Genomic DNA, 18,164 nt, shown 5'->3' with positions numbered 1-18,164 from the left:
GCGACGTCCTGCATGTGGTGGGTGGTTGGCGCCAGGCACTGCGCACACCGGTCACGCGTGCGCCGGGTCACTCAATGAAAACGGCGCGCCCCACTCGCTCCGGACAACTCGCCCCTTGGCTGCATCACTTATCGCCTGGGCTTCAACCAACTGCTTGCAACGAGCGCCCCAACAGGGCCCGCCACTGCCGCGTGGAACGTCGGTCCCACGTCAACCATCGCGACGTCCAACCAATGGCCATCGACCGGAGATCGCACTCGCCCGCATGGGGCGGGAAAACCGTCCATCTCCAAGGCGAGGCCGATCCCTGCCTCCTTCAGCAGCGCCTCTTTCCGAACCCACAGCGCAATTAGCTCGGAGCGGTACGCTGGCGTCGCCTTGCCAACCAGCGCCGATGCCTCCGCCGGGTGGCAGACCCGTTCGGCGATCTCGACAAGTCCCACGGCGCGCGCCACAGATTCGATATCGACCCCGACAGGGCCGAGTGTGGATACCGCCATTGCCACCACGCCATCGGCGTGACTGAGGCTGGTGTACGCGCTGTCATCGTGCAGACGCGGGCAACCACGAGCATCCCGGTACAACTGAACGTCGCGGGCACGCTGCCCGATCGCGGCCGACAACAGCAGCCTGTGCTGTGCATAGGCAAGCGTCAACGTCATGCGGTCTGCGACAAAGCGCTGCCGTCGCGTGCGTTCCAACTCGGATGCGTCGAGCAACGCTTCCGCTTCAGGCAACCAGGACTCCCAGTCACGCACCTTGAAGCACGCCACCACGATGGCAGAACCGGCCATTTCGGCCCAACCGGGTTCTGGCATGGCGTCGTGGAAGGCAGCGCGCAAGCCCGCATGTCCGCGGCGGCTTACGGCCCCGCGGCCGTCGACGGGACCACGCCTCGTGGCCTGGTCGGGCATGCCATATTGCACCTGGTGCGCCATGCCGATGATGGCGGCACCGCACTTGGATGGCGGGTCTTCACGCACGCTGTCCGTCATGACTGCGCCCACCGGCGATAGTCGTGCGCAGACTCATGGCCACTCCTCGCCGCTCAATCCTATCCGCACCGCTGTCGGCCGCCACGTTCCGCGCTGATTCGCTGTTCCGCTCAAAATGCCCCGCCAACGCTTCTATCGTCGGCGACCGGAACAACTCGACGATCGGCAAACGGAAGCCAAACGCGTGCGACAGCTCCGATTGCACCTTGAAGGCCAGGACTGAATGGCCGCCCAGCTCGAAGAAGTTGTCGCGGACCCCGATGTCCTGCACGTTTAGGACGCGCTGCCAGACCTCGCGGATGGTTCTTTCCACGTCACTGCGCGGCCCCGCCGCAACGTCATCGGCGTTGGCAGATTCGGCCGGCATCGGCATCGGCAACGCGTTTCGGTCGACCTTGCCGTTCGGCGTCAATGGCAGCGCGTCCAGCCAGGCAAACACATTCGGCACCATGTACTCCGGCAAGTGCTGTCGCAGCGCCGACTTGAGCACATCGACTTCGATCGCCCCGCCACCCGGCGTCGGCACCAGATACCCCACAAGCACCGGCGTGCCCGCTGCCAGCGTTCGCGCGACTACTACAGCGTCTTCGACTCCCGGCTCAGCACGCAATGCCACTTCGATCTCCCCCAGCTCGATCCGGTGACCCCGCACCTTGACTTGGAAGTCGTTGCGCCCGAGGCACTCGATCCGACCATCGTCGAGCTGCCGCACCAGGTCGCCGGTGGCATAGACCCGTTGTCGGCGCCCGGCTACGTTCAACTCGAAAAATCGATCCGCGTTGAGCACCGTGCGCTCGTGGTAGCCGCGTGTCACCCCCGCACCGCCCACGTGCAATTCACCCACGCACCCGGGCGGCACCAGTTGCCGGTGCGAATCCAGCACATAGCATTGCGTGTTGGCTATAGGCCGCCCGATGGTGACCCGATGGGTATCTCGTTCCACGCGCTCGGTGGTCGACCATATCGTGGTCTCGGTAGGACCGTACATGTTGATGATAACGGCCTTCTCCGGCAGCCGATTATGCAGTTCCGACACCAGGTCGCGCGGCAACGCTTCGCCGCCGATGAGCAAATGGTGAAGCGATTCAAGCGCGTCGGGCCGCTTGGCCAGCATCGGGATCGTGCTCGCAAGCGAGGGCGTGCACTGCATGTGCGTGATCGCGTGACGCGCGATGTCGCTGACGACATCCCCAGCGCCCGCCCACTCCCGATTGCCTACGACCTCCTTGAGCCGACTGATATGGGGCAGGTGCGCGATCACGGTGTCGGCATCGACGCCAAAGTCGATCAGGCAAGCGATTTCATCCACGCCGATCGCATGCAGCGCGACGACCATTTGCGCGCACTTGTCCACCGACCCCAGCAATCCGCTGGTTTCAAAATACCGTTCGAAGGCGAAGTCGTAGAGCTCCTGCTGGTCCTCCGGCCGCAACTCACTCAGAGCCACGGCGCTGACCGGGGCACCCGCACCGCGCTTGAACGCCGCCCATGCATCCGCGTAGCTTCCCACCAGGCTGGCGGCGCTTTGCAGGTAGCGCTTCATCGGCCCACGGACCACCTCACGAACCTGGTCGGTATCCTCGCCGACAAACGCATGGACCATGACCGTGACGCGCCCGGTCGCTGGATCGTGCCCCGCTGCCGCGCGCGCCGCGCGATACGCGCGGATGTTCGCCTCCAGATCGGTCATCGACTGGCCCAGCATGTGGGTCAGGATGTTCGCGCCGATCGTTCCAGCCTGCCGGAAAGTGTCCGGGCTGCCTGCCGCGGTGATCCACACCGGCAGTTCCGCCTGGACCGGTCGCGGGTACGTCCCCAGCTGGACGTCATCGCCCTTGGGGTTGGTCGCCTTGATCCGCTCGCCGCGCCACAGTGCGCGCACGGCTTCGATCTGTTCGAACATCAGGTCCTTGCGTCGCTCATAGTTGCCCGGCGCCAGCACGAAATCGTTTGGCTGCCAACCCGATGCGAATGAGATTCCGACCCGTCCGTGCGACAACTGGTCGACCAGGCCCCACTCCTCGGCCACACGCAACGGGTCGTGCAGCGGCAGCACCACGCTGCCGGCCCGCAGTTGCACCCGGTTGGTGATCGTTGCCAGCGCCGCATTCATGACCGATGGATTGGGATACGGCGCGCCAAAATCGTGGAAGTGCCGTTCCGGGGACCAGACCGCCTCAAAGCCGTGTTCGTCGGCGAACTTGGCCGCCTCGAGGATCAAGCGATAGGGCTTTGGATCCGAGCCATCCATGCCGCTGGCAAAATGGAACAAGCTGAATGAAGGCCCCTGCGCACGCGAAGGGTCCGGTGCGAGCTCACGCGCACCGTGCATCACGACCTCGTAGCCGCGCGTCAGCGTCCACAGCAGTTCCAGCACCGAAATATCGAAGGACACGCTGGTGACCGCAAGCCAGCGCTTCTCAATCGCATCGCCAGAAGGATCAATCACCTCATCCATGCCGACGAAGAAATTGACGACGTTGCCATGGGTGACCAGCACGCCCTTGGGCCTTCCCGTGGAGCCGGATGTGTAGATCACATAGGCCAGATCGTCCGCGGTGCCCGCCTTTGGCTTGAACGTTCCACCATCGGCCAGGTCGATGCTCTCGACCGGAATCGCCTCGGCTCCCGCCAGCTCGAACATGCCCGCGTTGCGCCGCTGGGCCAGGACAACACGCACCCCGGAATCCCGTACGCAGAACTCCAGCCGCTCATCCGGATAGGTCGGGTCCAGCGGCAGGTAGGCCCCCCCGGCCTTCAGGATGCCGAGCATCGCGATGACCAGCTCCGGAGAACGGTCAATGCTCAGGCCGACCACGGCCCCATGCACTACCCCACGCGCGACCAGGGTCGCAGCAACCGCGGTCGACGCGGCATCCAATTCGGCGTAGCTCAGCGCCCGGCCGCCGCCGACCAGCGCCGTCCGCCGCGGATGTGCCGCGACCGCCTGCGCAAAGGCTACCTGGATCGTGGTTGCCGCCACCTCGCGACGGGTTGCGTTCCACTCGCCTTCGATCCGGCCCAACTCCGTCATGGTCAGCATCGGCAACTGCCGAACCTCGCGACCATGAGCCGTGACGATACCCAACACGATTGCCTGCAAGTGCTCCAGCAGTCGCACCGCCTGGTCCGGCGCGAACACTTCCTCAACGTATGCCAAGCGCAATGACAGGCTTGGGTTGGCGCACGCGTGCAGCACGACTGGATACGGTGCCCGCTCATGAAGCGCGAAGTGGCGACGCACCCAATCGGGACGCGCACGATGTACCCGCGCATCCAAGCCATCCAACTCGCAGGCCACGAGCGTATGGAACAGCGCACTATCGGCGCTGACCCGGGCCGCACTCTGCGCCTGCGCCAACGGCAGGTGTCCATGAGATTGCGCTGCCAGTTGCTGGGCGCACAGTTGTCTCACGAGCTCGATGCCTGCGGCGCGCCCCACGTCCGCCCGTACCGGCACCGTGTTGACGAGCACGCCGAGCATGCGCTCGACGCCCGCCACGTGCCCGCTGCGACCGGCATGAGTTGCGCCGAACACCACCGAAGCCTGATCGGTATAGCGCGCCAACAGCGTCGCCCACGCAGCCTGGATCAGCGCCTCGATCGATACCGCATGGATCTGCATCCACTGCCTGATCGACGCTGTCTCGCCATCGCCCAGGCATCGCTCCACAACGCGCGTCCTGGCTGCCGAGGCCTCGCCTATCGCGGGGAACGGTGTGATCTGATCGATTCCGTCGAGCAGCCCCTGCCAATATGCGATCGACTGCGCGGGGTCCATCTCACGCAGCCAGTCAATGAACGCCGAATGGTCCGGTCGCGCCGGAATCTGCGCGCCCTGGCCTTGCGCCAGCCGGTCGTACGCATCCCAAGCGTCCACCAGCACATCGGCGAACGATGGCATATCCAGCAGGACGTGATGGAAAGACCAGACGCAACGGACCGCCATTCCCGGCTGGCGAAACAGCGTCAACCGCAGCGGAACCTCCGCAAACAGGTCGAAACCACGTGTCCGGTCCGCAGCAAGCCACTCGTCGAAGGCAATACCGTTCCCCGGGCCGCCTGCATCGATCGTCACCAGCTTGGGCTGGTATCCCGGCACCGTCACCAGTCGATACTCGCCGCTCCCGGATTCGACCACCCTCGAGCGCAACACCGGATGTTGATCGATGACCGCCCGCCAGGCGGTCTCGAGACAGGTAGCATCGACCGCCTCCTCCAGCGTCACCACCACCTGTTCGATGTTGATCCCACTGCGCGGGTCGATCAGCTCGTGGAAGACCATGCCGCGCTGCATCGGCGTCAATCCGAGGTCCAGATTCGCGAACATGCCACCCCTCTGATCGACGTGCTCGGCCGCAAACCGAATGCGTGCCTCTTCCTGTGCTAACGTCCGCCGGTTCGTTGGCAGGCCAGAGAAGGGCCAGTCTATCGGGCGAGCGGCTCAGGCCGCCTGCGTCGCCCCGGGCAACGGTAGTACACGGATCGGCAACGCTCCGCACATCGGGAGCGCCTCCACCAGCCACATGAATTGCTTCACCATCGCCTCGACCCGGGCGACGGGAAGCACATCGGGGTCATGGTGGAATGCGCAGGCGCCGCCGTCATCGGCGAGTTGAATCACCAAGGTGCGGCCAGGCGATAGCGGTGCGTCGGCCGGGCCGTCGACGCGCTCCACGATCTCCACCGATATCGGCCAGGTCCCGGTGTCAGTGGCGCTGCCTCGCGCCAACAGTGCCGGTATCCGCAACGGCAGGTCACGCGCATAACTGCAATGACGCCGGATCTGCGCCAATCGTCGCGCCAGCTCATGTTCCAGCCGGGCGACGCTCCAACCGTGGTCGCAGCGCACCCGCAAGGGGACGGATTCGGCAAAGAACCCACCCAGCTCACCGATAGCGCTTGCCAGTCGCATGTCGCGGAAGCCCACCGTGATCATCCCGCTGTCGGTATGACGCGCCAGCAGGGCCATCAACACGGCCAGCACCCGATCCCCGCCACCCGCTCCAGAACCGTCATCGGGACCGTCTGGCAGTGCCAGCGCCACCCGGCGGGCGGCGGCTTGCCGCGACGCGCCCGCCGACGGCGCGGCTCCCGACAGCGGCGTCGGCTGCGCCCGCTTCAGCTGCCCGATCCAGAACGGCTCATGCCCCGCCAGTTCGGCGCACAGGGCGAACAGTCGCTCGGCCCTTCGCCTCTCGATCATGCCGACACGCTCGCCCACCCGCAGGTCCGTCGCGCCCACCACGTCGGCCACGGCCTTGGGTGTCCCTTCCAATGTAAAGAAACCGCCCAGCGCGACATCCTCGCTCGCCGTGGCCACAATCAGTTGCTCCGTGTCCTTCGACAACAGGGTTCCGATCGGCTCTCCGCTACGGCCTTGGAGCACCTCCAGCTCGGTGACGATGTAGAACGACTCCCCCATAGCGAGTTTAGGCAGGCCCAGCGGATTGGGGTACGGACCGAAGTCCAGGGCCCGCAGCAGCGCGTGAAGCTGCGTGGCCGGCACGTCGAACTGCAGCGTACATCCGGGCGTCGGCCGCTGGCCACGGCGGAAGAAGGTCCGCTGCGAGGAATCCTGGCGCAATGGGGTCAGGATGCCAGCCTCGATATCATCCAGTAGTGCGGAGAAACCGCTGACTGCGGCCTCGTAGCACTTCGCATTCAACGTCAGCGCGGTGTCGTCGTCGGCGATATCGACCAGTACTTGCTTCACGATATCGCCGTCATCCATGCGCAGGGTCATGCCGTGCCAAGTCACCGCATGTTGGGTCTCGCCATTCAACAACGCCCACGACGTCGCGTGCGAGCCGGCGTAACGCGGCAACGGTGCGTCGTGGTAGTTGATGGCGCCGCGTTCGGCAGCCGCGAGCACGGGCGCGGACAGACGCTGGAAATTGCTGATGCTGAAGAGGTAGTCGAAGGATTCGCCGCAGGCCGAAGCCGCCAGGCCGGAGGGTGCCTTGCCGGCAGCGACCCCGTTCGAGCGGGCCCAGTCCAGCACTCGGCGGTCTGGCGACGCCATCGCAATGATCCGGTGGCCTCGCGCCTGCAGCATCTCGCTGCACACGATCGGCAGCGTGCCCTCGCCGACCACCGCGCAACGGAACTTCGCGTCCGTCACCCTTCGACAGTCCTTCGCCCCCGACGGGAGCGGTGTCAATCCAGACTCGCTTGGCATTCTCCGTCACCCGCACCCGACTATACGGCGCGCTGGTCTTGCGCATCGGTCCCTTGGGCACAACGCGCTGAGTCGATTGGGCAGGTCAGCGTGTGCCGTCGGAGCGAGGCCGCCACGCTTGGTCTCGGCCCAAGGCCAAGCGTGACAGAAGAACAGAAGAGCCAATGAGCTTCCTCAAGCGCGATGGAGCGCGTACGGGTCATCGATCCGGACTTCGGCGCGCAACGGCTTGTCGCGTCTGGCCATGGCGCATCTCCGGGCGGACGGGACCGCGCTTGCCCAAAGGCGGCGCCCGTCCGTCGAGGGCGTGCCCAAGCCCGTGGAAGCGACGATTAGTGCGCTCTGCGTATGGCCAGCGACAGGTCGCGGGTCATAGTCACCCCGACGGCTGCCTCGATGGCCCGGTAACCCCACATCACGATCTGCCTAGCCAGCGTCTTTTGCGCGCTCGTGGATGACTGGTACCAGAGGTCGATGCGGTCCTTGACCCCAAGGCGCGTGGGCGTAAGGAGTTCGGCGGTGTTCCCGTCCCGGTTCAGGATCCCCAATATCTCCCGCGCCGTGCCACCGCGGATGCCCCGGCGCAACAACTGCGACCATGATTCATCGGTATTCACCCGTTGCGAGAATCGGCGCGCACAATGCAGCGTCAGCCTGTCCGGCAGGTAGTTGATGAGGGGGAGACCGGTCGTGTGGGTTTCAATCGGAAACCAGCGATTTGGCGTTTCATTGACGAACATCACGCCGCCGGGCTTCAGGCGTGACCAGACCAGGGCGAGGACGGTCTGCCGCTCCTCCGGGAGCAGGTGCTCGTAGACGGCGGACAGCACGACGTAGTCGAACTCGCCAATATTCGCTGGCAAGCACTTAGGGTCCGGCGACAGCTGGAAACTGACCCGGTCGCCCACCTGGTGGAAGGCGGCCCGGTGCTCGGCGAGGGCGACGTACTCGGGCATCAATTCGACGCCCACGATCTCGGCCCTGGGGAACATCCTGGAGAGCACCATGCTGGAGGCGCCGCTTCCCGAACCGAAGTCGAGCACGCGCCGCCCGACCCAATCTTCCGTTGCGACGTAGCTCAGGAGGTCCCAGTGGAAACGGTGCTGAACATACTTTGGGCTCTCGTCCCGCATGATTTCATCACAGAGAAACGCTGGCCCTTTGACCCTGAGAACGTGCTCGATCAATTCCGGCGGGTAGCTGGTAACCCACTTCCTGACCGGCATGAACAGGCCGGCCGCCGGTTCCACCGTGATCGCCCGCTGGTCTTGGCGCGCCTCGACACGAATGAGGGCCTCGCGGTGCTTCAGGATGATGCACATGGATTCTCCGCGGCCGATGAGTCTTTAAGGTCAACGGTGCCGGTGTCGGCCTTCGGCCATCCGGAGGGCACGCGGCAAGGTCGTGAAGATCACGCAGAGCGACAAGGCCACGCCGTGCCCGCGTGATCAGGCCGGCCGAACGTGCTCCGGGATTCCCGGGAGGGCAGTACTAAAACCGCTTCATGGGCAAAAAAAACAAAAGGGCCAATGAGCGTAGACTCATTGACCCTTGTGCTTTTTGTATGGCGCGCCCGGAAGGATTCGAACCTCCGACCCCCAAGTTCGTAGCCTGGTGCTCTATCCAGCTGAGCTACGGGCGCGTAGTCAAAAAAGTATGACGGGATCTTTCAGATTCGTCAACAATTTCGTTACCGCATTTTCTCGCAGCTTGATGAAAACACTGCAAAAAAGCCATCGACGAGCGATGGGTGGAACTGGCGGAGACTGAGGGATTCGAACCCTCGATAGAGCTTTTGACCCTATACTCCCTTAGCAGGGGAGCCCCTTCGGCCTCTCGGGCAAGTCTCCGCGACAAACACTTCCACGCGGGGCGCAGAGCATAAACGCTCGGGCCGCCGGGATCAAACTTTTTTATCAGGACTGGTCGTCGCCGGCGCCGCTGTTGCCTGCGTCGCTACCCTGTTGGATGCGCTGGTAGATCTCTTCGCGGTGCACCGCAACATCCTTCGGTGCGGTGATGCCGATACGAACCTGGTTGCCCTTTACCCCAAGCACGGTGACGGTGACCGAGTCACCGATCATCAGGGTTTCGCCGACGCGGCGCGTCAGGATAAGCATCTGTCTTTCTCCTAGGCCAGTTCCATTCCAGGGACCGGCGCGTTACGCCCCGCTCGCCGGGGCTTCCGATATTTCGGGCAAGTCGTCAATTATCAATGCCCGGGCAGCCTTGGACAAGCAACCCGGCCACCCGCCAGTCAGCCCAACCGATCATCCACCCAAGTCGGCACGGCTGCCAAGGCCGAAACCAACCCGGGACCATCGTCGCCACCACCCTGGGCCATGTCCGGGCGTCCGCCGCCCTTGCCATTGATCTGACCCGCGATGTGACCCAGCAGTTCCCCGGCCTTGATCCGGCCCAGGGCACTGCCGGCCACGCCGGCGACCAGGGCCGCCTTGCCGTCGGTTGTACCTGCCAGGACGATTACCGCATCCCCCAACTGCTGCTTGAGCCGGTCCATCGCATCGCGCAACGCCTTCGCATCGAATCCCTCCAGTCGCGTGGCTATTACCCGCACACCACGCACGTCCACGGCCGAACCGGCCAAGTCGGCGGTCGCACCCGAGGCGGCCTTGGCCTTGAGGGCCTCGACCTCGCGCTCAAGCTTCTTCTGGCGGTCCAACAAGGCCTTGAGCTTGTCGGTGACGTCGGCTGCATTACCCCCCAGGAGGCGCGCGGCTTCGTCCAGACGCTGCTCCCCGGTGGCGATGTAGTCCAGCGCTCCCTGCCCGGTCAGCGCCTCGATGCGGCGCACGCCGGCGGAGACACCGCCTTCGGACACGATCTTGAACACGCCGATGTCGCCGGTACGTGAAACGTGGGTGCCACCGCACAGCTCGGTGGATGTCTCGCCCATGCGCAGCACGCGCACCTCGTCGCCGTACTTCTCGCCGAACAGGGCCATGGCGCCGAAGTCCAGCGCGTCCTGCATGCCCATGTGGCGCACTTCGGCCGCGTGGTTGTGGCGGATCTCGACGTTGACGCGGCGCTCGATCTCGGCGAGTTCGGCGGCGGTCAGCGGCTGGAAGTGGGAGAAGTCGAAGCGCAGGCGCTCGGGGGCGACCAGCGAACCCTTCTGGGTCACGTGGGTGCCCAGCACGCTGCGCAGCGCGGCGTGCAACAGGTGGGTAGCTGAGTGGTTGAGCACGGTGGCGCCACGGCGGGCGGCATCCACGGCGCCCATCACGCGGTCGCCGCGCTTCAGCCCACCATTGAGCTGCTTGCCGATGTGACCATGGAACTGGCCGGCGAACTTCAGCGTGTCGCGCACCTGGAAGCGGCTGCCCTTCTCGTCCAGCTCGCCGGCATCGCCGACCTGGCCGCCGCTTTCGGCGTAGAACGGGGTACGGTCGAGGATGACCACGGCCTCGTCGCCCGCCTCGATGGCGTCGACGGGGCGGCCATCCTTCAGCAGCGCGACGACCTCAAGGCCGCCGTCGGTGAGCTTGTCGTAGCCGAGGAACTGCGTCGGCGACAGCTGTGCCGCCAGCTCGGCCGGCATGGTGGTGGCGTTGCCGAACTTGCCGGCGGCGCGCGCGGTCTCGCGCTGCTGCTCCATGGCGGCCTCGAAGCCGTCCATGTCGACCGACAGGCCGCGCTCGCGGGCGATGTCGGCGGTCAGGTCCACCGGGAAGCCGTAGGTGTCGTACAGGCGGAAGGCGTCGGCGCCGGCGATCACCGGCTGCGCGCCACCGGCGGCACGAGCCTTGTCGGCCACTTCGTCGAAGATGCGCATGCCCGAGTCCAGCGTTTCGGCGAAGCGCTCCTCCTCGGCCAGCAGCGCCTTCTCCACGAACTCCTGCTTGGCGGCCAGTTCGGGATAGGCCTCGCCCATCACCTCGACCAGTGGCGCGACCATGCGGCTGAAGAACGGACCCTTCTGGCCCAGCATCCAGCCGTGGCGCAGCGCGCGGCGGATGATGCGGCGCAGGACGTAACCGCGGCCTTCATTGCTCGGCAGCACGCCATCGACGATCAGGAACGCGCACGCGCGGATGTGGTCGGCAATGACGCGCAGCGACTTGTTCTGCAGGTCGGCAGTGCCGGTGAACTCGGCGGCCTTGCGGATCAGGTGCTGGAACAGGTCGATGTCGTAGTTGCCGTGCACGCCCTGCAGCACGGCGGCCAGGCGCTCCAGGCCCATGCCGGTGTCGACGCACGGCGCCGGCAGCGGCACCAGGGTGCCGTCGGGCTGGCGGTCGAACTGCATGAAGACGTTGTTCCAGATCTCGATGTAGCGGTCGCCGTCCTCGTCCGGGCTGCCCGGCGGACCGCCGGCGATGTGCGCGCCGTGGTCGTAGAAGATCTCGGTGCACGGGCCGCAGGGGCCGGTGTCGGCCATCTGCCAGAAGTTGTCGGAGGCGAACGGCGCGCCCTTGTTGTCGCCGATGCGGATGATGCGGTCGGCAGGCAGGCCGATCTTCTTGTGCCAGATGTCGAAGGACTCGTCATCGGTGTGGTAAATGGTGACCAGCAGGCGGTGCGGGTCCAGGCCCCACACCTGGGTCAGCAGTTCCCAGGCCCAGGCGATGGCCTCTTCCTTGAAGTAATCGCCGAACGACCAGTTGCCCAGCATCTCGAAGAAGGTGTGGTGGCGGGCGGTGTAGCCGACCTGGTCGAGATCGTTGTGCTTGCCGCCGGCACGCAGGCAGCGCTGCACGTCCGCGGCGCGCACGTAACCGGGCTTCTCGCTGCCCAGGAACACGTTCTTGAACTGGACCATGCCCGAGTTGGTGAACAGCAGGGTCGGGTCGTTGGCCGGGACCAGCGGCGCCGACGGCACGATGGTGTGGCCCTTGCTGCGGAAAAACTCGAGGAAGTCGCGGCGGATGTCGCTGGTGGTTTTCATGCCTGGCACGCAAAGTCGAATGCGGGGGCGGCGCCGGGTCGGCCCGCCGATACCGCCACAATGGGGCAGTGGTTTCGAGCAGGCAACCAGAAGCCGGAATAGCCGACTAGGGTAGCAGGTTGGGGGTTGGCTGGAGGGCGCCCCCGGGCAGGTGCCGCAAGTCGCGGCCCGTTATCCGCTTGGTTGCGACACCCGCCCGGGGGCGCTCCGGACGTTGTGGGCGTGTTGAAGAGCAGAGCGCGTGTGCGGTTGGGTGCCCACGATTGGAGCAGCCTCCCGTCACTCTGCGTCGTCCGGATCGTAGCGGGTGGCGGAGCGGATGGTGTCGACGTCGAAGCCGCGGCGCGCCAGGAGGTCTGCGGCCTTGCGGCGTGCGGCAATGTCGGCCAGGGCCTCGGTGCCGTAGCGGCGGCGGACCAGGTCACGGGCGTTGGCAGCCCAGTCACCGTCGAAGGTGTCCATGGCGGCGGCCACCGCATCACGGTCCAGGCCGTGGGTGCCCAGTTCGGCGCGGATGTGCAGGGGGCCGTAGCCGCTGGCGGAGCGGCTGCGGACCAGGCTTTCGGCAAAGCGGGCATCGTCCTGCCAGCCGTCGTGGGCAAGGCGGCCCACTGCCGCCTTTGCCGCGTCGTCCTCGACACCCCGGACCTTGAGCTTGCGGGTCAGCTCCCGGCGCGAGTGCTCGCGCCGGCTCAGCAGGCCGATGGCCCGCTGCACCGGGGTCGGCTCGGCCCGCTTGCGGCGTGCGCGCGGTGGAGGCGCGCCCTCATCGCCATTGCCGTCCATGCCCATGACGTCTCAGCCCCCGCGGGAGCCGAGGCACGCAGCCAAGAAATCAGTCGTCCGAGCCGGCGTCATCGGCTTCGTCGCGACGGGCTTCGGCCGGTACGAACTTCTCGCGCAGCGACGCTTCCAGACGCTGGGCCAGGGCGGGGTTGTCCTTGAGGTACTGGCGGGCATTTTCCTTGCCCTGCCCGATGCGCTCGTCGCCCACGCTGTACCAGGCACCGGACTTGTCGACCAGCTTGGCCTCCACGCCCATGTCGATCAGCTCGCCCTCGCGGGAGATGCCCTCGCCGTAGAGGATCTCAGTGACGACCTGCTTGAACGGAGGCGCCATCTTGTTCTTGACCACCTTGATGCGGGTCTGGTTGCCGATGATCTCGTCACCCTTCTTGATCGCGCCGATGCGGCGGATGTCCAGGCGCACCGAGGCATAGAACTTGAGCGCGTTGCCGCCGGTGGTGGTTTCCGGACTCTGGCCCGGCATCATGATCCCGATCTTCATGCGCAGCTGGTTGATGAAGATCACCAGGCAGTTGGAGCGCTTGATGTTGCCGGTCAGCTTGCGCAGCGCCTGGCTCATCAGGCGGGCCTGCAGGCCCGGCAGCTGGTCGCCCATCTCGCCTTCGATTTCGGCCTTGGGGGTCAGCGCGGCGACCGAGTCGACCACCACCATGTCCACGGCATTGGAACGGACCAGCATGTCGGCAATTTCCAGCGCCTGTTCGCCGGTGTCCGGCTGCGAGACCAGCAGGTCGTCGAGGTTCACGCCCAGCTTGGTCGCGTACACCGGGTCGAGCGCGTGCTCGGCGTCGATGAAGGCCGCAGTGCCGCCCTGCTTCTGGCATTCGGCGATCGCCTGCAGGGTCAGCGTGGTCTTGCCCGACGATTCCGGCCCATAGATCTCCACCACGCGGCCCTTCGGCAGGCCGCCAATGCCCAGCGCGATGTCGAGCATCAGCGAACCGGTGCCGATGACCTCGGCGGCCTCGACCGCGCGATCGCCCATGCGGATCACCGAGCCCTTGCCGAACTGCTTCTCGATCTGGCCCAGGGCAGCGGAAAGGGCGCGCTTCTTGTTCTCGTCCATCGTCGGGTTCCTTGGTGGCATTCGTATGTTGGGATCACTGTAGGGGTGGCAGGTCGCACAGACTGAGACCCTGCCACCCGAGAAACATTAGGGGCGTCGCGGGGAGCGTGGCAGCGGGCCAGGCCGCGCCGCTGTGTAGGAACGAACCGCCGCGCGACATAGGAAAAGCCGACGGCGCGACGGCACCCTCACCGGTTGGGCCTCACCAGGCCGCAATACAGACCCTCGATGGCGAAGTCCTGGTCGGGCGACACCTCGATGGGTTCGTAGTCGGGATTGCGGGGCAGCAGGCGGATTCGATCACGACCGATCTTCAGCAGCTTCACGGTGATCTCGTTGTCGACACGGGCCACCACGATCTGCCCGGAGCGGGCGTCCGGGGTACGGTGCACGCCAATCAGATCACCGTCGAAGATGCCTTCGTCAATCATCGAATCGCCCTTCACCTTGAGCAGGTAGTCAGGTGCCGGCGAGAAGAAGACACGGTCCAGCAGGACGTAGTCATCGGACCCGATATCGGCGCCGATGGGACGGCCCGCCGCGACCTGCCCCAGCACCGGCAAACGAAGGGCATCGTCAGGCGCACCATTGGCAGCCACCCCTCCGCGAGGCAGCAGATCGGCGGACGTGACGTCATCGCCATCCCCTGCGCGCCCCAGCGCTGCCAGGCCTGCCTCGGTCAACCGGAGTCCACGGGCCTTGCCCGGCACCTTGCGGATGACCCCGGCCTGCTCCAGGGCTTCAAGGTGGTATTGCGCCGCGCGGACGCTGCTGAAGCCCATGGCCGCGGCGATCTCGGTCTGCGAGGGCGGCAGCCCGTCCCGTGCGATGCGGGCGGCGACCAGTTCCAGGATGGCGTGCTGGGTGTCGGTGATCTGCATGTTAGTAGTAATACTACTAACTGGACGACCCCGCAAGCCCTCCCTGCCCGCGGACATCCCCCACGCGGTCCGTCGCCTCAGTTCATCAGGTCAAGCAGGCCATGCAGCGCGGCCGCCACCGTCTGCCGACGCACCGCCTCGCGGTCGCCGTCGAAGTGGAATACCACGGCCGTGGGGTAACCGCCCCGCTTTTTCCACGCAATCCAGACAGTGCCCACCGGCTTGTCCTCGGTACCGCCCCCCGGTCCGGCGATACCGGTCACCGCTACGCCCACCGTGGCCCCGGAATGGACCAGTGCGCCCGAGACCATTTCGATGACCGTCTCGCGGCTGACGGCCCCGTGTTCTTCCAGGGTCTGTGGCCGCACGCCAAGCAGAGCCTGCTTGGCTTCGTAGCTGTACGCAGCCATGCCGCACTCGAACCATGACGATGAGCCGGCAATATCGGTCAGGGTCTTGGCGATCCACCCGCCGGTGCAGCTTTCGGCGGTGACCAGGGTCTGGTGGTTGGCCAGGGCGTTGCGGCCCACCTGGTCGGCCAGTGCGCACAGCGCGGCATCGGAGACGTCGACGTTCATGCGGCGACTATACCGGTTGGGCGTCCATGGCCAACAGCGGCACTGGCGGCCACGCGCCTGGAATCCGGCGCGCGGCCGCTTTGTCTGGACAGGGTGGGCTGGTGAACGCGCCCGACCCCGGCCCGGTGGGTCAGTAGGCCACCCGGAAGGTCACGCCATAGGTGCGCGGCGCACCCAGGAACGCGTTGTACGAGTTGAACGGGTTGCCCGGTTGCGGCGAAACGTTCTGCAGCGGCGCGTCGAAGCCCACCTGGACGTATTCCTCGTCAAAAAGGTTCTGCGCCCACAGCTCGACCATCCAGCGGTTGTCCTTGCGGCCGATACCGATGCGCGCGTTGACCACCGTGAAGGCGTCCTGCGCCTTCTCCACATCCAGGTCCGAGCCGGTGTTGTAGTCGGACATGTACTTGGCGCCAATGTTGAAGCGCCCCACCAGCCCGCCACTGAAGCCGTGCTCATACGTCACGGCCACCGAACCCGACCAGTCCGGTGCGAAGCTGACCTGCGCACCCGGCAGCTTGTACAGCGCTCCTGTCGGCGCAACGAAATCCACCCCGGGAATCGTGTCGGCATAGCGCGTGCGCGCGTAGGTGAAGCCGCCCTGCAGCAGCAGCCCCTTGGTGGCCTGCCACATCAGCTCGGCGTCCAGGCCCTTGGAGGTGACCTCGGGAATGGAACGCACCACGAAGCTGGTGCCGAGGAAGCTGTTGAGCTGGAAGTCCTCGTAGGTCTGGTGGAACAGCGTGCCGTTGAGCAGCAGGTTGCCACCCAGCCACGTGGTCTTGGCGCCCAGCTCGTAGCTGTCGACGAATTCGCCCTCGAAAGACGTGTCGTTGACCGGGCGAATGCCCGCACCGTCAATGGAAAGTCCGGTGGCCGACTGCACCCGGTCAAGGTTGAAGCCGCCGGCCTTGTACCCGCGCGCCGCCGAGACGTAGGCCATCACGTTCCCATTCCAGCGGTAAGCCGCCTTGAGCGTGCCCGACCACTCCTTCTCCTCCCGCTCCTGGTTGGTCGAACGGCCGTTATGCAGCGGGTTGGTCCACGGCAGGCAGCTGAAACCGATCACGGTGGGTGTCGCCCCTATGGCCTGGGCCTGTGTCAGCCCACGGGCCATCAGTGCCGCGACCACGCGCGACTGGTTGGCCAGCATCGACCCGCACCCCACGCCACCATTGGGATTGCTGTACACCGAACGCAGTTCCTTCTTTTCCCGCGTGTAACGCAGGCCCAGCGTCAGGTCGAGCGCGTCGGTGGCGTGCCAGGTGTTGTTGGTGAACAACGCGGTGCTGGTGGCATTCTGGCGGTACTGGTCATCGGCCCCGAGACCGGCGAACGCCGTGCCGAACGGCCGCCCACTGGCCTGCGACAGGAACAGCGGCGCGGTGGGCGACGTGCCCAGCGCGGGGTTGATCATCGACAGCAGCGCGATGGACAGGTAGGGCTCGTAGTCGGGCCCGATGCGGTAGGTCTCGTTGCGCGTCAGGTCCTCGTCCGCATAGAACGCCCCCACCATCCAGTCGACGCGATCGGTCGAGCCGGTGAGGCGGATTTCCTGGCTGAAGGTCTCGAAGCCGGTGAACGACTCATCCTTCTCTGCGTTGCGATAGAGGATGTCGGCACTGCTGTAATCGTAGTCAAGGCCGTTGATCGCACCCCAGTCGCGCCAGGCGGTGATCGAACTCAGCGTTGCCTCGCCAAACCACGGCGTGACCCAGTCAACGTGGGCGGCCACGCCCTTGTCCTTGATGTCCTGCTCGGTGCTGCGGTTGCTGTAGGCCACCCGGGCGAAGGGGTCGGCCACGGGCACGACGCCCTCGTCGGTGGCCAGCGCATCGATGATGCGGGCCGTGGCGCCGCGCACCACGGTCAGGCCGGCGCAGCAGTTCTCCTCGCGGCTGGTGAAGTCGCCGCTGATGCGGATGTCGAGGCGGTCGCTGGGCTCCAGCAGCAACTGGCCGCGCAGCGTGTGGAAGTCCTGGTCACCGTCCTCGGTCTCGCGACGCGGACCTTCGCCGGTGCGCACATCGATGAACCCATCGCGCTTGCGCTTGGCGCCGTACACGCGGAAAGCCGCACTTTCGCCCAGCGCGCTGTTGAACGTGCCGGCCGCGCCCACCGCACCGTAGTTGCCAAACGTCAACTCGCCTTCGGCGGAGGTTTCGTAGTCGGGCTTGCGGGTGATCACGTTGATCACGCCGGCGGAGGTGTTCTTGCCAAACACCGTGCCCTGCGGCCCCTTGAGCACTTCGATGCGCTCCAGTTCACCCAGGTCGCCGAAACCCACGCCGTTGCGCGGGCGGTAAACCCCGTCGATGAGCACGCCCACCGACGACTCCAGCCCGGCGTTGTCGCCCACCGTGCCGATGCCGCGAATCCGGGCGGTGGTCTGCACTTCGCTCTGGGTGCTGGTCACGGTGAGGCCCGGCACCAGCAGTTGCACGTCCTTCACGTCGCGCACGCCGGAATCGCGCAACAGCTGTTCCGGCAAGGCGGTAACCATGATGGGAACGTCCTGCATCGCCTCCTCGCGCTTCTGCGCGGTCACGGTGACCGCCGCCAGCGTGGTGGCCTTTTCCTCCTCCGGTGGCTGGGTGGGCGCCTGCTGTGCGGCGAGTGGCGCGGCGAACGCCAGGACCAGGATGGTGGCGACGGCCTGCGACAGGCCATGACGTTGCAGCGTGCGTGATGCCATTGTGGCTCCCCCCGAATGTTGGGCTCCGGGGCCCCCGCCCCTTCCGCCCGTC

Annotated in this window: 11 protein-coding genes and 2 tRNA genes; all 13 read right to left on the bottom strand. The window is 66.0% G+C overall.

The window, feature by feature from the left end; all coding sequences use genetic code 11:
• Positions 1 to 128 precede the first annotated feature (128 nt).
• The 13 genes from IP93_RS13835 to IP93_RS13775 all read right to left on the bottom strand — a co-directional run bounded on the left by IP93_RS13835 (position 129) and on the right by IP93_RS13775 (position 18,112).
• On the bottom strand, positions 129 to 995 hold the full coding sequence (locus IP93_RS13835; RefSeq protein WP_144816679.1) for a 4'-phosphopantetheinyl transferase family protein: 867 nt from the start codon (positions 993 to 995) through the stop codon (positions 129 to 131).
• Entirely contained in the window at positions 976 to 5,325 is a 4,350-nt protein-coding gene (locus IP93_RS13830) for a MupA/Atu3671 family FMN-dependent luciferase-like monooxygenase (protein WP_144816678.1), read from the bottom strand. Before IP93_RS13830 ends, IP93_RS13835 begins: the two co-directional genes overlap by 20 nt.
• 114 nt (positions 5,326 to 5,439) lie before the next feature.
• Positions 5,440 to 7,119, bottom strand: coding sequence for a formyltransferase family protein (locus IP93_RS13825; protein ID WP_158636356.1), 1,680 nt, complete (start codon positions 7,117 to 7,119; stop codon positions 5,440 to 5,442).
• Positions 7,120 to 7,508: 389 nt separating this feature from the next.
• Positions 7,509 to 8,498, bottom strand: coding sequence for an SAM-dependent methyltransferase (locus IP93_RS13820; RefSeq protein WP_144816674.1), 990 nt, complete (start codon positions 8,496 to 8,498; stop codon positions 7,509 to 7,511).
• 243 nt (positions 8,499 to 8,741) lie between these two features.
• Positions 8,742 to 8,818 (bottom strand) — tRNA-Arg (locus tag IP93_RS13815).
• 115 nt (positions 8,819 to 8,933) lie between these two features.
• A tRNA-Ser gene (locus IP93_RS13810) sits at positions 8,934 to 9,026 on the bottom strand.
• 66 nt (positions 9,027 to 9,092) lie between these two features.
• On the bottom strand, positions 9,093 to 9,296 hold the full coding sequence (csrA, locus tag IP93_RS13805; RefSeq protein ID WP_144816672.1) for a carbon storage regulator CsrA: 204 nt from the start codon (positions 9,294 to 9,296) through the stop codon (positions 9,093 to 9,095).
• 137 nt (positions 9,297 to 9,433) lie between these two features.
• Positions 9,434 to 12,085: an alanine--tRNA ligase gene (gene alaS / locus IP93_RS13800; protein WP_144816670.1), complete on the bottom strand. Its 2,652-nt coding sequence runs from the start codon at positions 12,083 to 12,085 to the stop codon at positions 9,434 to 9,436.
• 279 nt (positions 12,086 to 12,364) lie between these two features.
• Positions 12,365 to 12,871: a recombination regulator RecX gene (recX, locus tag IP93_RS13795; protein WP_144816688.1), complete on the bottom strand. Its 507-nt coding sequence runs from the start codon at positions 12,869 to 12,871 to the stop codon at positions 12,365 to 12,367.
• A 49-nt stretch (positions 12,872 to 12,920) separates the two neighbouring features.
• Entirely contained in the window at positions 12,921 to 13,958 is a 1,038-nt protein-coding gene (recA, locus tag IP93_RS13790; RefSeq protein WP_144816669.1) for a recombinase RecA, read from the bottom strand.
• 188 nt (positions 13,959 to 14,146) lie between these two features.
• Entirely contained in the window at positions 14,147 to 14,839 is a 693-nt protein-coding gene (lexA, locus tag IP93_RS13785; protein WP_144816667.1) for a transcriptional repressor LexA, read from the bottom strand.
• A 77-nt stretch (positions 14,840 to 14,916) separates the two neighbouring features.
• A complete protein-coding gene (locus tag IP93_RS13780; RefSeq protein WP_144816665.1) occupies positions 14,917 to 15,417 on the bottom strand; it encodes a CinA family protein in 501 nt (166 codons plus the stop codon).
• A 130-nt stretch (positions 15,418 to 15,547) separates the two neighbouring features.
• Complete coding sequence (locus tag IP93_RS13775) at positions 15,548 to 18,112, bottom strand: TonB-dependent receptor (RefSeq protein ID WP_144816663.1); 2,565 nt, start codon at positions 18,110 to 18,112, stop codon at positions 15,548 to 15,550.
• Positions 18,113 to 18,164: the final 52 nt, after the last annotated feature.

This window comes from Aerolutibacter ruishenii (genome assembly GCF_007830115.1).
GTDB lineage: Bacteria > Pseudomonadota > Gammaproteobacteria > Xanthomonadales > Xanthomonadaceae > Aerolutibacter > Aerolutibacter ruishenii.
The sequence above is the reverse complement of the archived record's forward strand: the minus strand, read 5'-3'. Positions and strand labels throughout refer to the sequence as shown.

Bases quoted from the DNA above. Each gene is read 5' to 3' on its own strand.
- IP93_RS13835 (WP_144816679.1), bottom strand. From the start codon at position 995: ATGACGGACAGCGTGCGTGAAGACCCGCCATCCAAGTGCGGTGCCGCC.
- IP93_RS13830 (WP_144816678.1), bottom strand. From the start codon at position 5,325: ATGTTCGCGAATCTGGACCTCGGATTGACGCCGATGCAGCGCGGCATG.
- IP93_RS13820 (WP_144816674.1), bottom strand. From the start codon at position 8,498: ATGTGCATCATCCTGAAGCACCGCGAGGCCCTCATTCGTGTCGAGGCG.
- csrA (WP_144816672.1), bottom strand. From the start codon at position 9,296: ATGCTTATCCTGACGCGCCGCGTCGGCGAAACCCTGATGATCGGTGAC.
- alaS (WP_144816670.1), bottom strand. From the start codon at position 12,085: ATGAAAACCACCAGCGACATCCGCCGCGACTTCCTCGAGTTTTTCCGC.
- recX (WP_144816688.1), bottom strand. From the start codon at position 12,871: ATGGACGGCAATGGCGATGAGGGCGCGCCTCCACCGCGCGCACGCCGC.
- recA (WP_144816669.1), bottom strand. From the start codon at position 13,958: ATGGACGAGAACAAGAAGCGCGCCCTTTCCGCTGCCCTGGGCCAGATC.
- lexA (WP_144816667.1), bottom strand. From the start codon at position 14,839: ATGCAGATCACCGACACCCAGCACGCCATCCTGGAACTGGTCGCCGCC.
- IP93_RS13780 (WP_144816665.1), bottom strand. From the start codon at position 15,417: ATGAACGTCGACGTCTCCGATGCCGCGCTGTGCGCACTGGCCGACCAG.
- IP93_RS13775 (WP_144816663.1), bottom strand. From the start codon at position 18,112: ATGGCATCACGCACGCTGCAACGTCATGGCCTGTCGCAGGCCGTCGCC.